We start from the raw sequence: 13701 nt of genomic DNA on the forward strand, positions 1-13701 counted from the left end.
GGGCTGTTTTCATGCTAAAAACGATGCTTTTCGCTGCGAAAATCGCGATCCTGGCAACGCCGCTGATGGCGCAGTCCGCAAGCGGGCAAAGCCCTTCTGCCGGGCCTGCCTATACCTCATTCATTGTCAAGGTTCCTTACGCGTTCGATCTACCTGCCAAGTTCAAGACGGCCAGGATCAACTGTTCTATTAGGGATGCCACGCAAACGGCACCCGGCCTTTGGATTTCTGCCTATGTTGATCTGGTCAGATCCAGCTCGGGCGAGGTCATTATCGGCTATGATGAAGGCGGCGACACCCGCTTTAGCGACGGCGGACAGCTAGAGCCAGACGCGGTGGGTGTTATGCGCGACATGATCTCAAGCGACCTGTTCGAATTGAATGTGACCTGTGAAACCGGCGCGCTGCTGTCGGGCGACGATCAGGAATACCGCATCGTGCAATTGGACGGTGGCAGATGGGGCTCAGTCCCGGGCAATGATCGCACGGCGCCACCCGCCGCCTGGATGACGGATGACTACGAGCCGCAGGTCAGCCGAACCTTCAATCAGTCGGAAAATGAAGCCTTTGGTGCCTTCGATCCCGGCACGATCTCCAAAGCGGTATCAGGACAGGCGACGATTCCGCAATCGGATGGGAATGGTCTTTCTTCGCTGGACAGCCTTCTCAAGCCATGAGGTCGGGGTGGCCTATCCTGTTGTTGGCTTTGACGCTGCTGACCCGACCGGCACTGGCCGACCCGTTCCTTGTGTCCATGCCACCCTTGACAGGGGCCGCAATCGGTCACGGCTTTCAGATATCCGTTCCACCTGTTTCGGCGCGGGCTGCGCCGTCTGGTTTCAAAGTGTCAATGCCGGTGGTCGCGGCAAGAACCATCGGGTCCGGGTTTCATGCAACCCTGCCGCCCCTGCGTGCATCGGCGGCGCAAAGCGGCTTTGTGATTACATTGCCCGAGATCAATGCCCGTAGCACTGACAGCGGCTTTGTCGTCACTATGCCCACGCTCAGGGCTTCGGCAGTTGACGATGACAGTGCATCGCAGGAACCTGTCGCATCCTCGGGCGACGGTCTGGTTTGCGAGGCCCTGCGTGGCTGCTTTGGGGATGACGATATCCGGCGGGTTGAGGCCGATCTGATCTCCTATGGGTACACGCCGGGGACCTATGGGCGGTTCTGTCAGGATGTCGCGCAGAGCCTTGGCCCTTGCCCCAGGAATCCCGACCCCGACGATCCTGCGTCACCCGCACCGGCACTGGCGGGCGGTCCTGGCCCGTCTCTTGGCACAACGGCTGAGAATTCGAACATGAATCGCTGTCTGGCGTTTGAGGACTACATGACCGAGCTGCAGGTGCGCAGCGATGCGGGCGAGAACGAGACAGCCGAGGCCGAGCGCCTGCACGTGGTGATGCAGTCGGCACAGAACCTGCTGTTGCAGGGGCGGTCGGACCTGTGGTGCGCCGCAGTCACCGCCGGGCTGAGATAGACCGGAATGCACGTAACATGCGCTGAAAACCAAAAGGGTGGCCAGAATATGCCAGTGAAACGTCACACGCGCACCGAAAAGGCTGATCCTGCCAGAGCTTCGGCTGGCTCGGTTCCGATGCCCAAACATCAAAGTGCACGAATTTCAGAACGCGAAGGAGCCCGGAAATGACCATATTCATGATTGCCCTGTTGCTGTGTGCCTCGGTTCTGGGGTCGGTCCTGATGGCCTGGGCGGTGCAAAGGGGACGGAAGTATGACGCAGATATTGCCGCGCTGGCAGGCAAGCGCAATTGGCGTCAGGAACGGGTCAAATCCACAACCACAAAACCCGGTTATTTTGAGCTAAGCGACTCAGCAGAGGGATGGCACCTGCGCATCTATCTCGGGAACCGAAGTGGCGCCTCTGGCTATACGCTGTGGAGCCAGCCCGATCTGGGATTGCCGTCGGGTCTGGCCGTATATGCGCCGCCTCTGCCCGAGAAAACACAGATGATGTTCAACCTCATGATGGACAAGGCCGGTGGGTTGGAGCGGGTCATGCTGGATAGCCTGTTCAAGGGTTTGGGCCCTGATGCGCGCGGTCTGCGCGCCGTAGAAGATGATGATCCGGCAACGCTTATGGTGACCGAAGGCGCGGAAGATGCCTTTGATCCGCTCAAAGGCGCAACAGAGCTGTCCGGCCTGAACCAATTTGGCGACACGCCGGCGGACGTGCCCTATTTTGTCCGCGACACGGATGGATTGTCTTTGCGGATCAACAAAAGCCTGAGGACCGCATCGGAAGTCGAGGCGTATGTCGATCTGGCCATCTCGTTGGCGGCCCGTTTTAAGCCCTGATCCAAGCTGTGGGACAACGCGGCTTTGCCATCCGATCCGGTTGGCATTCCGTCGGTCGTCAGGGTCGGGTCACCACGGGGCTTTCGATGCCCAGATCCTCGGCCGCGACATTCAGCAAATCCAACATGGCCTGACGGGCCTGATCGCTCTGGCCGAACCGGATGGCGCGATAGACCTCTTCATGGGCCGCTACTGTGCGGGCATAAGACTGGACCATGCCGGTGGACAATTTGAAGGTTGCCTGCAGCGCGGCCTCGATGATCACTTCGAACTCGGACAGGACCGAGTTTCCGGCCGCCTCCAGAATGGCCCGGTGAAAGGCGACATCTGCCGCGACACAGGCCTCCAGACCGATGCCGGTCTGTGCGCTTTCGATTTGGGCTTTCATGGCGTTCAGGCCCGCTTCGATCCCGGCGAGATCGGCGCCTGTCGCGCGTTCGGCGGCCAGTGCGGCGGCGGCGGGTTCGAATATGCGCCGCGCCTCGACCAGATCGGCCAAAAAGGCGCGATCGGGACCGGCAGCCAGCATCCATCCGACAACATCCGGGTCAAGCCTGCGCCAGGATCCGCGTCCCAGAACCCGAGCCCCGATGCGTGTGCGCACTTCGACCATTCCTTTGTCGACCAGAACGCGCATGGCCTCTCGGACCGATGAACGCCCGACCCCAAGCCGCGCGCACAGATCGGTCTCGACCGGTAGAGTGCTGCCCGGCGGATATGTTCCCGCAATGATCTCAGAGGCCAGACGGTCAACTACAAACCGGTGCAGCTTGCCGCGTGTCGATCGGGTCTCGGTCAGGTTCGAGGTCTGGGCCATTCAGATCACCCGGCAAACCGGGTTTCGGGCAAGCCCGCAACGCCCACATCCAACGCCAGAACCGAACCTGCCAGCGGTTGTTGCGCCAGCGCGTCACCGGTCAGATCCCAGATGGCCGTCGTCACATATAGCGTTCTCAAATCTGCACCTCCGAACATGACACTGGTTGGCTTTTGAACCGGCAGGTCGACCACCCGGTCGATCCGCCCATCCGGAGCATAGCGCACCAGTCGCCATCCGTCCCATTGGGCATTCCAGAGAAACCCTTCGGAATCAACTGTTGCGCCATCGGGCTGGCCCGGTTGTGCGCGCGTATCGGCAAATATCTGCCGCTGCGTGATCTGGCCCGTTTCAGGGTCATAACGATAGCGCCAGATCTGTTGCTGGGCGGTATCTGCAAAGAAAAACGCATTGTCTTCGGGCGACCAGCACAGCGCGTTCGAAATACCGATCCCGGTTTCCATGCTGTGAACACTCAGATCGCCATCGAGACGATAGAGGCCGCCAGTGCGGTCTTTCAGGCGGTCGTCCATCGTGCCCGCCCAAAAGCGCCCCTTCCGGTCGACTTTGCCATCGTTGAAACGATTGCTGGGAATATGCGCCTCGGGCTGTGCGATCCAGTCGATCGCGCCGCTGCCGGGGTCGAAGAAGGCAAAGCCGCTTTCGAAGGCACAGACCAGACCGCCCCCCTGACGCAGCGCGAAGGAACCCAGCCGTTGGGGCAGGGAAACCGATATTATGTCGCCGCCATCCTGCGTGATACGAAACAGCATGCGGCCTTCGATGTCAGTCCACCACAGCGTTTGCGTGGCGACATCCCACAAAGGCACTTCGCCCAGTGTGTTGGCACATTTGGCTGCGACGCGTATCTCATCCTTTGGCATTCTTCGCTTCCCTTTGTCTGTGGCGGCGCACAAGGCCTTTCAGCGCCCCTCGCATCTGCGCCCGCCGTTCAGCAGAGCGGAAGGAATGTGCGCCAACCGCAATCAGGGTCAGAACGCCGGTCCAGACATATTGCCAATATGCGTTGATCTGGACCTGATTGAGGATGTTCTGCATCAAAATGATCAGAACCGCGCCGAAAAATGTGCCAATCGCCGTTCCAATACCCCCAAAGACCGAGGTGCCGCCGATCACCACTGCGGTTACCGAGGCCAGTGAGAATGTGGTGCCTGCCTGCGGATCGCCCGACCCGATCCGTGCTGCGATCATCAAACCGGCCAGCGCCGCCATGGTTCCGGAAAACACGTAGGCGGCAAATCGGATCCGATCCGCTGCGATCCCTGCCGCGCGTGCGGCTTCGGGGTTTGAGCCGACCGCATAGAAGCGCGCGCCCAAGCGGCCGCGGACCAGTAGCATCTCGACGGCGATGAACGCCACCACAACCAGCAGAAACGCAACCGGCATCCGACCGATGCGCTCGGTGATCATGGCCGCGGTTTCAGGATCCACGCGACCGCCGGGGGAGGGGCGGACAATCAGCGCCAACCCCTGAACAATCGTGAAGGTGGCCAGAGTCGCCACCAGATCGGGGATCCGCATGATTGTGGTCAGAAAGCCGTTCAGGCACCCCACGGCGCCCCCAACCGCGATACAGGCAAGCAGACCGATCCCGACCGGCAGCCCGGATTCGGGTGACAACAGGTAAGACGCAACGGCTGTAACCAGGCTGATCGTTGGTCCGATAGACAGGTCAATGCCACCCAGAAGAATGGTCGCCATTTGCCCCAGCGCGGCCAGTGCCACCGGGGCCAACTGCCCGGCCATCGAACCGAAATTGCGCGGTGTCAGGAAATAGGGCGCAACCGTTGTTGCCGCCGCAATCAACCCCAAGGCCAGAACCGCCAGGATCAACGCAGGCGCATAGCGCTGGGTCCACTGGCCGGGGCGGGTAGGGCCCGCGCGACCCGCAACAGGCTCTGTTCCCTCGGGCAGGGGCGCTGTGCTCTGTTCTTGCGTCAGGGCCGAACCGATCACATCTTCTTCGGTACAATCGGCCGACGGCAGCTCTTTCACGATCGCGCCGTCGTTGAAGACAAGAATACGATCCGTAAGGCCGATCAATTCCGGCAGGTCCGAAGAGATCACGATCACCGCAGCCCCATCTGCGGCGATAGACCGGATGATGCGGTAAATCTCTTGTTTCGCGCCGACATCGACGCCTTGGGTTGGCTCGTCGAAAATCACCACCGGCGCATCCCCGACCAGCCAGCGGGCAAAGACCACTTTCTGCTGATTGCCGCCGGACAGTTTTGCCACATGGGTTTCAATATCGGGGGCCTTCACCGCAAGCCGGTCGGTGGCGCGCGTCACTTCAGAACGTTCGGTTGCCGATTGGATCAGACCGGCGCGGGACATGTTGGGCAGGTTGGGCAGGGCAACATTTTCGCGGATACCATGGGGCAGGAACAATCCTTCGGCGCGACGGTCGGCAGGGACATAGACGATACCTGACCGCAACGCGTCCACCGGCGCATTTATCTGGACAGGCTGGCCATTGACCGAGATTGAACCCGCATGGCCGTTCAGACCGAACAGGGCCCGCGCTGCTGCCTGCTGGCCCGATCCTTCGATACCCCCGAACCCCACAACCTCACCGGCCCGGACCTCAAAACTCAGGCCGGGCGCATCCGGGGCCAGCCGGGATGTGCGCACAGCGTCAACCGACAAGACAATCGCGCCCGGGTGCGTGGCGCGATCGGGAAAGACCAGCCCCATCTCGCGCCCCACCATCATCGCCACCAGCGCCTGCGGGGTGGTGTCGGCGGTGCGCACGCTGCCCACCGCTGCGCCGTCCTTCAGTACCGTGACCATGTCGGAATGGGCCATGATCTCGGGCATCCGGTGCGAGATGAAAAGGATCGCCCGCCCTTCAGCACGCAGCACGTCAACAAGTTGAAACAACCCTTCGGTTTCAGCCGGAGTCAGTGCCGATGTGGGCTCGTCCAGAATAAGCACGCGCGCGTCACGCGACAGAGCGCGGGCAATCTCGACCTGCTGCATCTCGGCGCGGGTCAGATCGCCAGCGATTGCCCTTGGGTCGACGCCCGACCCGATCCGTTCCAGCAGCGTGCGCGCGGCCTGGATCATCTCGGAGCGGTCGACAAAAACCGACCCGCCGGGTTCATGCCCCAGATAGATATTCGATGCGACATCCAGCGTGGGCACAAGCCGTGTATCCTGCCAGACCATCGCAATGCCAGCCGAAAGCGCCGCCGAGGGCGAAGCGAATGTCACCTCTTGCCCATCCAGTACAATCGTGCCGCTGTCGGGTGGATGCACCCCGGACAGGCATCGCATTAACGTCGATTTGCCAGCCCCGTTTTCCCCGACAACCGCATGCACCTGTCCTGCGGATACGTCCAGCGACACATCGCGCAGGGCGTGAACGCCCGGTAACCTTTTGTCGATGTTGCGCACCGACAGAAGGACGCCCTGCGGGGCTTTGGACAGGTCAAACATGCTCAGCCGGTCAGAGGTTGAAGATCGTCTTCAACTCGGCATCCGTCAGCTGAGTGTCGGTAAACACCCCATCGGGCAGATCTGGGCGCATATATTGCTGATAATTATCCGCCGTGATCATCTGGGGGGCCAGAATTTGCTGCTTGGGCACCTCATTGCCCGACAGCAGCGCGACCGCGGCACGCAAGGCGAAGATACCTTGCCAGGTGGGCTCGCTCATCAGGCCGATGTCGAAGGTGGGATGGTCTGCCTTATGCGCATGATAGAGCTTGAGCATGCCGTTATAGTCATCCCCGGTCGCGGGCACCAGCGGACGTCCTGCGTCCAACAGGGCTTTGGTCGCCCCGGCACCCACCTGCGCCCCGTCACACCAGATACCGTCGATCTCGGGATAGGCCGTGATCAGATCGGCCATGATCACCTTGGCGCGGTCTTCTTCCCAATGGGCATCACGGAAAGCCAGAACCTCGATCCCGTCGGCAAAGGCCTCCTGCGCGCCGGCCCATCCGGCGGCGGTGTAGGAGTTGCCGGGCAACCCGCCCAGGGCGACGATCTTGCCGGTTCCACCCAGCCGATCCGAGAGCCATTTACCCAGCGTCGCGCCCTTTGTCTGGGGGTCGGTACCGACATAGGTCGACCAGTTTTCCCCATCCACCGGCAGGTTGAACGGCGCGGTCACAATGCCTTCGGCGGTTGCCTCGCCCAGGATCGGCGCAACGGCGGCCCCCGAATTGGCGATGACAAGAATGGCGTCGAACTGCTGGTTGATCAGACCTTCAATATCGTTGACCTGCTTGTTGATATCGCCTTGGCCGTCGACCACTACGAACTCTTCGATTTCTGGGGTGGCATTGGCCTCGGCCTCAAGCGCCGCGATTGCCATCGCCCGCCACGAATTGCCCGAGAACCCGTTTGAAAAGGCAATGCGGTATGGGCCATCCTTGGCCACACCCGACACCATATCGCCCACAGGATTGAGTGTGACGCCCTCTTGCGCGGCGGCGGGCAGGATCAAACCAGCTTGTCCCGCAGCCCCCAGCGCCGCCAACCCGGCGCCCATCTTGAGAATCTGCCGTCTGTCTGTTGTCTTGAACATGGTCATTTGAATTTCCTCCCTGATGAATGGTCCGGTGCCCCTATCGGGCACCTGCCGAAAATCGCCGGTACAGAACCACCGAGACTATGATGATGGTTCCCTGGATCACGTATTGCGTCCCGGTCGAGACGCGTATGATGTTGGTAAAACTGGAAAGTTCGGTGATGAAGATCGCGCCGCCGACAGTTGCCACGATGCCGCCGATCCCGCCCGTCAGGGCGGCCCCGCCAACAACGACCGCGGCAACCGAGGTGAACAGAAACTGGTTTCCGATCCCTAGCGACGGTGAGCCGACATAAGCTGTCAGCAACAGTCCGCCCGCCATCGCCATCAGCGCAGACAGAACATAGGCCGCCACGGTTACCCGTTCGATCGGAACTGCCATCATGCGTGCCGCACTGGGGTTCGCCCCGCAGGCATATAGCCAACGCCCGAATACGGTGCGGCGTGTCAGGACATATAGGCACAAGGCCAGCGCGATCCAGATGAGCGTGGGCGCAGGAATGCCCAGCACCGAGCCGGTGCCAAGCGCTTCAAAGGCGGGCGCAGCCTCACCGCGCGGCGCACCGCCGGTATAGACCAGCGCCGCACCAAACAGGATCGAGTTCATGGACAGCGTGGTCACAAGCGGCGTGATCCCCACCACAGTGATCAAAAGCCCCGTTATCAGCCCAGAAAGCGCAGCCACCGCAATGCAGACCGCCAGGGCCAGCGCGATATTCTCGGGCTGCCCCAGCATCAGGCTTGTGGCAAGGATGTTGGTCATCGTGACAACCCCTGCCTGGCTTAGATCGATGCCGCCGGTCAGGACGACGACAACCTGTCCCAGAGCCACGACACCAAGAAACGATGCCACTTGCAGAATGTTGATCACCTGAGACGCCTGAAACATCGCAGGTGAGATCAGCCCGGCCACGACATACAGCGCGGCGACTGCGATCCAGACAGCGCCAAATTCACCCAGGGCGCGGCGCACGATGTGATCTGCGGTACTCATGACGTTCCTGTCTCACTTCGGGATGCGCGGTGATCAGTGCCCCAGCCAGCGCACACCATTCGTGTGGCCCATGCCGTTACAGGTATTGCCGGAGAATCCGGCGACTCCGTGAAGACCCTCGCTCTCAGTTTTAATATGGTTAAAATTTTTTATTAATCAGATTATTAAAAATTTTAACCGGATGAAACCAACTCAAGGGCCGAAGTGTGTCTGTCTGTGTGCGTTTCTGAACGTTTGAATGGAAAGCACGGGACCGCAATGATCGATCCCGGCAAACTTAGCTATCGGACGATTTGGGGTAAAAAAAGCAGCCAAGACCCATGCTTGGCGCGTTCTGAAATTGGTTGGACCGCCTTCAAATTGCGTCAAACCCACTGCGGTTGTCAGCGAGGCCGCTTATATCAGCGAAAAAATCTGGCCATCGTCATGCCGCCGGATCCGGTCGACGATGTTGCCATCGTAGTGAAAATCATAGTGGCTCGACTGAACAAGCGGCCCTGTGATGACGTTGGGCCAGAAAAGCCCCACGCAGGTTCCACCGGGGGATCGAACACTTGGATAGAGAACCCCGTCGGACCCGGCTGCCCGCAATTGCCGCCCCACCTCCTGGCCGACAGTCAGATCATTGGGATGGCAAATATTCGAGACATCCGAAACGTCGCGCAAAACCGTATCCAACGCGCCGACAAGGCGGCGAAACTGAGAGGTCCAGCCGGGCTCCTCCTTGGTGGATTTCATGACGTTCGCATGGTGATAGGCCACTTCGCGGATCGCCACTTCCTCGCTGTCTCCGGCGGAAAAAACCCCATAGCTTCCGTCTGTGAACCGGCCTGGCCGATCGGTGGACACATGCACAAATGGGGCCATGAGATATGTGGCACCGTCGCCTCCGACACGTCGGTCTACAGGGACCAATCCCAAGTTGCCGATGTCTTCCATGACGCGCGGATTGGTCTTGGCTTCGGCCGAGGCAAGCGCCTCCCAATCGGCGGGGTCTGCAAGGTCTTCAAATAGATCGATCGGAGGAAAGATCGTGCGGATGATGCGGTGGGCTTGCGGCCATGTCACCTGCACTTTGGGAATACTTTCGATCACCAGGGGCCACCGCGTTCGGCATCGAGGTAGGCACGTACGCGTTGCAGATCAAATATCGACCCGCGCATCATGATATCCAGGGCGCTCGCGCCGTCGAAGATCTGATTGGGTTTCTTGATCCAGGCATAGCTGCGGGCTTTGTCGGTGAACAAATAGCGGGTGCCCTTGTGGATGCCCATCAGGATACTCATACGTGTGGCCAGATCGCGGTCAATGCGGCCAATGTCACCTGCTTTCCACCGCGCCCAGGTGCGCGCACCCATGCCACCCAGCAGCTCTAGGGCTTGCAGATCGGAAAGCTGCCACTGTTCAAACAAACGAACCGTTGCGCGCGCCAATGCCCCTGATTCCTCTGCCGTAATGAGCGACAGATCAGGCGCAGCCGGAATGTGAGGAATGGGTTGTAACATCGTAAGGTCCTTTTGCCAATTGGCATATATATGGCAATCTTTCGCCAAATGTCAAGTCATCGGAGATAACTCAACACACGCAAGGCAAAGGAATGCCTCCCCGGTCGAAACCAAAGTGAAGCACCTGCTGACCAAGGGTTTTCCGGCGACAATCACCCTTTTCAGCGCGCTAGTGTGAGGGTGCCAAATTGCTTTGGTTGGCGAACAGCTCATAAAGCTCGATGGTGGTCTTAACCCCGACCTTTTGCTGGATGCGCCCGCGATGGATTTCGACCGTGCGTGGGCTGATGCCCAGCTCGGCAGCGATTTCTTTGCTTGAGGTGCGGGCGGGATGGGTCAGGATGTGGTGCAGAACCTGCTCTTCGCGTTCGGTCAGCAGATCACGCTTATCCGCCAGTTCCTGCTGCCGCGCTTTTTCGGCGCGCAGCTGTGCGCCGACCTCGGCGGCGGCTTCGATCCGTTCGATCAGAACGCTCAGATCGAACGGTTTTTCCAGAAAATCGATCGCACCTGCCTTGGTTGCACGAACAGATTCCGGAATGCCCCCATGGCCCGAGATAAAGATGATCGGCAGGGTCGAGTTTTGCTGTACCAGATGATCCTGCAGCTCAAGCCCGTCCATGCCAGGCATGCCATAGTCAAGGATCAGACAACCTGCGGCATCGCTGTCGACCTGATCCAGAAAGCTCTGGGCATCCGGGTAATGCAGCACCGACATGCCGCGCTTGCCCAGTGACCGCGAAAGGGCGATGCGCACATCATCATCGTCGTCGACAATATAAACGGTCAACGCAGTCATGATGCCTCCTTGTCGGGGCGATCGCCGCGGCGCAGGGTAAAGCAGAACCGTGCGCCCACGCTGCCTGCCGGGTCGTGCCAGATCTGCCCCCCGTTTGCTTTGACGATGGTACGGCAGATCGACAGACCCAGCCCCATGCCATCGGTTTTTTGGGTATCAAATTTGTTGAACAGCGTCACATCGGGGCCAATACCAGGGCCATTATCCTCGACCTGCACCTCGACGACATCCTGTGCGATCTGTGTCGAGATCGAGACCCGGTCCGCCTCGGACGGATCGCGTGCCAGCGCGTCGATAGCATTGCGCAGAAGATTGACCAGCACCTGTGCAATCTGCGTTCGGTTGCCGATCACCGGTGGCAGCGTGGTCTCGGCATAGTGCAGCTTGATGTCATGCAATTTGGCTTCGGCTTCCATCAACGTGACGGTCTGCCGGATCAGCTCGTTCAGCTCGAAAGGGGCTTGCCGCCCGCGATCCTTGCGAACGACATCGCGCAAAGCGTGTATGATGTCTCCGGCGCGGCGCGATTGGCGGTCAATATCTGTGAGAATCTGGCCCAGTTCAGGGTCGGGATCGCCAATTTCCTCAAGCGTGATCTTTGCAGCGTCCACATTGTAGGAAATTGCGCTCAGCGGTTGGTTCAGTTCATGCGCCAGACCTGACGCCATCTCGCCCATCAGGTTCACCCGCGCCACATGCGACAGATCACGGCTGAGGCGGCTGGCCTCATCCTCGGCCTGTTTGCGGTCGCTGACATCGTCGATGATGGCAACGGCATGATCGGGCACGCCTTTCTCATCCCGGATCAGGATCGCGTTGACCCGCAGCCAGATGGGCGAGCCATCCTTGCGAATAAACTGATGTTCCGCGATGAACTCGGAATCCTGCAGCAAGGTCTCGCGGAACTTTACCGCGATATGCTGCCCAATCTCGGGCAAGGTGTCGGCCAGGGTCATCGCCTCCAGCTCCTGCGCTTGATAACCCATGATGTCGCAAAGCTGTTCGTTCACCCTCTCGAACCGTCCGGTCTCGGGCGAGATCTGCGCCATCCCGCGCGAGGCCAGATCGAATGTGCGGCCATAGGCCGTTTCGAACCGCTGTCTTTGCCGCACCTCCTGTGCCAGCGTGGCGCCCGTATCTTCCAATTCGCGATAGGGGCTGTGCAGGCCTTCTTCCGGAGTGATTTCGCCGCTTGAAACGCGCCGCGTCTGGCTGGCGAAGGATCGCACAGGGGCATAGATGCGGTCGGCCAGCGCCAGACCGATAGCACCGGTCAGGATCGCGATCGACAGGGCGATCCAGATGCCCTGCACGCGGTTCTTCTTGATTTCACCGATGAAATTGTCCTCGGCCGCATAAAGACCGATCAGCCAGTTCAGCCCGGGTTCAGAGACATTGATCAGCATGGCGACATAATCCTGCCCGCCCCGCTCGAAATCGGTATGAACAGGGCCTGCGATCCGGGTATGTCCCGATTGCGCGACCAGGCCAAAAGCCTGACGGGCCAACGGATCGTCGATCTGGTTCACCATCGGCAGTTCTGGATTGTCAAAATCCGCATCCTGATCGATCAGCACCAATGTGGGATGCGCCAGAACAGAGCCGTCTTCGTTCAGCACCAGCGCTGCGCCGCGCCGTTCCGACCAGATATCCAGTAAAAACCCCGAAAGCGCATCGATCTGGATGTCGACCCCCAAAATGGCGCGGATCTCACCAGCCTCATCCAACACCGGTACGCCATAGGTGATCCCCGGCTGGCGGGTTGTGTAAAAGATGTAGGGCTGTGTCCAGATCGGAGCCTTTGCGTCACTCACCATCCTGAACCAGGGCCGGGTGCGTGCCTCGTAGGTGTCGGTTTGCGTCTCTGCGGTGTCCAGCAGGGTGAACCGGTCGTTGCGCCATTGGAAATCCGCGGGATGTTCCGTCAGCTCGGGGGGGAAGGGCGGGATGGTTTTGGTCCTGTAGCGACCGGGTTCTTCCGCGCGCATGACATAGACAAAACGCCCGCTGGCATCGGCCAGATAAATCCCGGCCAGTTGCGGCGCCACCTGCAATTGCTGAAAGAAATGGCTTTCCAGCGCGGCGATATCGTTGATGTCCAGCACATCGTTTTCGGCCAGCCGCCTGGTGGCATCCAGTACCTGCCGCGCCGGGTTCAGGAAGCTTTTGACCTGCCCGATGATATTGACGCTGACCTCGTTCAGCGAAATGCGCGATTGCCGCAGCAGGGCGTTTTCCGAACTTACAAATGTTGACAGCGTGACCGACAACACGGCCACAAATTGCAGCCCTGCCAGACACAAAGCCAGCGTCGCGCGCAGCGATCTGCGCCGGCGTGCGGGTTCGGCCTGATCCCGGGGGAAATCCTGTTGTGCTGTGGTGTCCAATCCAGTGTCCAGACGGTCTTGTATCAGGGGTGCGGGGCAGAATACCCGCGCCTAACATCCAAGTTTATACGTAATCTACCGTATAGACACCCATTGATTGGTTTCGCTTTGTTCTTCCTCATCTGGGTGGCTGATTCCGAAACTGCGTTTTGGGCAGATCAGGCATTCTCAAAACGATCAAAAAAGACTGACAACAGGAGTGTCACAGTGTTCAACAAAATCTCAATCACAGCGTTCGCAGCCGCAGCCTTTATGGCTCCTGCGGTTTATGCGGAGGAGTTTATAACGATTGGCACGGGGGGTGTTACGGGGGTTT

12 protein-coding genes and 1 pseudogene are annotated in these 13701 nt (G+C 59.9%); 4 read left to right on the forward strand and 9 right to left on the reverse strand.

Annotated elements, in window-relative coordinates; translation table 11 throughout:
* Positions 1–11: 11 nt before the first annotated feature.
* The 3 genes from ACR0AG_RS21795 to ACR0AG_RS21805 all read left to right on the forward strand — a co-directional run bounded on the left by ACR0AG_RS21795 (position 12) and on the right by ACR0AG_RS21805 (position 2322).
* A complete protein-coding gene (locus ACR0AG_RS21795) occupies positions 12–677 on the forward strand; it encodes a hypothetical protein (RefSeq protein WP_480842713.1) in 666 nt (221 codons plus the stop codon).
* The gene (locus tag ACR0AG_RS21800) at positions 674–1483 is read left to right on the forward strand and encodes a hypothetical protein (RefSeq protein ID WP_480842715.1); all 810 of its coding nucleotides are present in this window, start codon (positions 674–676) and stop codon (positions 1481–1483) included. Before ACR0AG_RS21795 ends, ACR0AG_RS21800 begins: the two co-directional genes overlap by 4 nt.
* A 167-nt stretch (positions 1484–1650) precedes the next feature.
* Positions 1651–2322: a hypothetical protein gene (locus ACR0AG_RS21805; RefSeq protein ID WP_480842717.1), complete on the forward strand. Its 672-nt coding sequence runs from the start codon at positions 1651–1653 to the stop codon at positions 2320–2322.
* A gap of 58 nt (positions 2323–2380) precedes the next feature.
* On the opposite strand, the gene ACR0AG_RS21810 is transcribed toward ACR0AG_RS21805, so the two are convergent.
* The 9 genes from ACR0AG_RS21810 to ACR0AG_RS21850 all read right to left on the reverse strand — a co-directional run bounded on the left by ACR0AG_RS21810 (position 2381) and on the right by ACR0AG_RS21850 (position 13385).
* The gene (locus tag ACR0AG_RS21810) at positions 2381–3139 is read right to left on the reverse strand and encodes a FadR/GntR family transcriptional regulator (protein WP_480842719.1); all 759 of its coding nucleotides are present in this window, start codon (positions 3137–3139) and stop codon (positions 2381–2383) included.
* Between the two features lie 5 nt (positions 3140–3144).
* Positions 3145–4023: an SMP-30/gluconolactonase/LRE family protein gene (locus tag ACR0AG_RS21815; protein ID WP_480842721.1), complete on the reverse strand. Its 879-nt coding sequence runs from the start codon at positions 4021–4023 to the stop codon at positions 3145–3147.
* The gene (locus tag ACR0AG_RS21820; protein WP_480842723.1) at positions 4010–6601 is read right to left on the reverse strand and encodes an ATP-binding cassette domain-containing protein; all 2592 of its coding nucleotides are present in this window, start codon (positions 6599–6601) and stop codon (positions 4010–4012) included. Before ACR0AG_RS21820 ends, ACR0AG_RS21815 begins: the two co-directional genes overlap by 14 nt.
* A 10-nt stretch (positions 6602–6611) precedes the next feature.
* On the reverse strand, positions 6612–7703 hold the full coding sequence (locus ACR0AG_RS21825) for a substrate-binding domain-containing protein (RefSeq protein ID WP_480842725.1): 1092 nt from the start codon (positions 7701–7703) through the stop codon (positions 6612–6614).
* Positions 7704–7737: 34 nt separating this feature from the next.
* The gene (locus tag ACR0AG_RS21830; protein ID WP_480842727.1) at positions 7738–8694 is read right to left on the reverse strand and encodes an ABC transporter permease; all 957 of its coding nucleotides are present in this window, start codon (positions 8692–8694) and stop codon (positions 7738–7740) included.
* A gap of 396 nt (positions 8695–9090) precedes the next feature.
* Complete coding sequence (locus ACR0AG_RS21835) at positions 9091–9789, reverse strand: RES family NAD+ phosphorylase (RefSeq protein ID WP_480842729.1); 699 nt, start codon at positions 9787–9789, stop codon at positions 9091–9093.
* Entirely contained in the window at positions 9786–10199 is a 414-nt protein-coding gene (locus ACR0AG_RS21840) for an MbcA/ParS/Xre antitoxin family protein (protein ID WP_480842731.1), read from the reverse strand. Before ACR0AG_RS21840 ends, ACR0AG_RS21835 begins: the two co-directional genes overlap by 4 nt.
* Before the next feature lie 169 nt (positions 10200–10368).
* Positions 10369–10998, reverse strand: coding sequence for a response regulator transcription factor (locus ACR0AG_RS21845; RefSeq protein ID WP_480842733.1), 630 nt, complete (start codon positions 10996–10998; stop codon positions 10369–10371).
* The gene (locus tag ACR0AG_RS21850; protein ID WP_480842735.1) at positions 10995–13385 is read right to left on the reverse strand and encodes a sensor histidine kinase; all 2391 of its coding nucleotides are present in this window, start codon (positions 13383–13385) and stop codon (positions 10995–10997) included. Before ACR0AG_RS21850 ends, ACR0AG_RS21845 begins: the two co-directional genes overlap by 4 nt.
* 207 nt (positions 13386–13592) lie before the next feature.
* Here ACR0AG_RS21850 and ACR0AG_RS21855 point away from each other — a divergent pair.
* Positions 13593–13701: pseudogene (locus ACR0AG_RS21855) on the forward strand (TAXI family TRAP transporter solute-binding subunit); the annotation flags it as partial.

The organism is Ruegeria sp. H6, from assembly GCF_056532975.1.

What these genes read in the sequence shown, in the direction of transcription:
- ACR0AG_RS21795 (WP_480842713.1), top strand. Translation starts at nt 12, where the DNA reads ATGCTAAAAACGATGCTTTTCGCTGCGAAAATCGCGATCCTGGCAACG.
- ACR0AG_RS21800 (WP_480842715.1), top strand. Translation starts at nt 674, where the DNA reads ATGAGGTCGGGGTGGCCTATCCTGTTGTTGGCTTTGACGCTGCTGACC.
- ACR0AG_RS21805 (WP_480842717.1), top strand. Translation starts at nt 1,651, where the DNA reads ATGACCATATTCATGATTGCCCTGTTGCTGTGTGCCTCGGTTCTGGGG.
- ACR0AG_RS21810 (WP_480842719.1), bottom strand. Translation starts at nt 3,139, where the DNA reads ATGGCCCAGACCTCGAACCTGACCGAGACCCGATCGACACGCGGCAAG.
- ACR0AG_RS21815 (WP_480842721.1), bottom strand. Translation starts at nt 4,023, where the DNA reads ATGCCAAAGGATGAGATACGCGTCGCAGCCAAATGTGCCAACACACTG.
- ACR0AG_RS21820 (WP_480842723.1), bottom strand. Translation starts at nt 6,601, where the DNA reads ATGTTTGACCTGTCCAAAGCCCCGCAGGGCGTCCTTCTGTCGGTGCGC.
- ACR0AG_RS21825 (WP_480842725.1), bottom strand. Translation starts at nt 7,703, where the DNA reads ATGACCATGTTCAAGACAACAGACAGACGGCAGATTCTCAAGATGGGC.
- ACR0AG_RS21830 (WP_480842727.1), bottom strand. Translation starts at nt 8,694, where the DNA reads ATGAGTACCGCAGATCACATCGTGCGCCGCGCCCTGGGTGAATTTGGC.
- ACR0AG_RS21840 (WP_480842731.1), bottom strand. Translation starts at nt 10,199, where the DNA reads ATGTTACAACCCATTCCTCACATTCCGGCTGCGCCTGATCTGTCGCTC.
- ACR0AG_RS21845 (WP_480842733.1), bottom strand. Translation starts at nt 10,998, where the DNA reads ATGACTGCGTTGACCGTTTATATTGTCGACGACGATGATGATGTGCGC.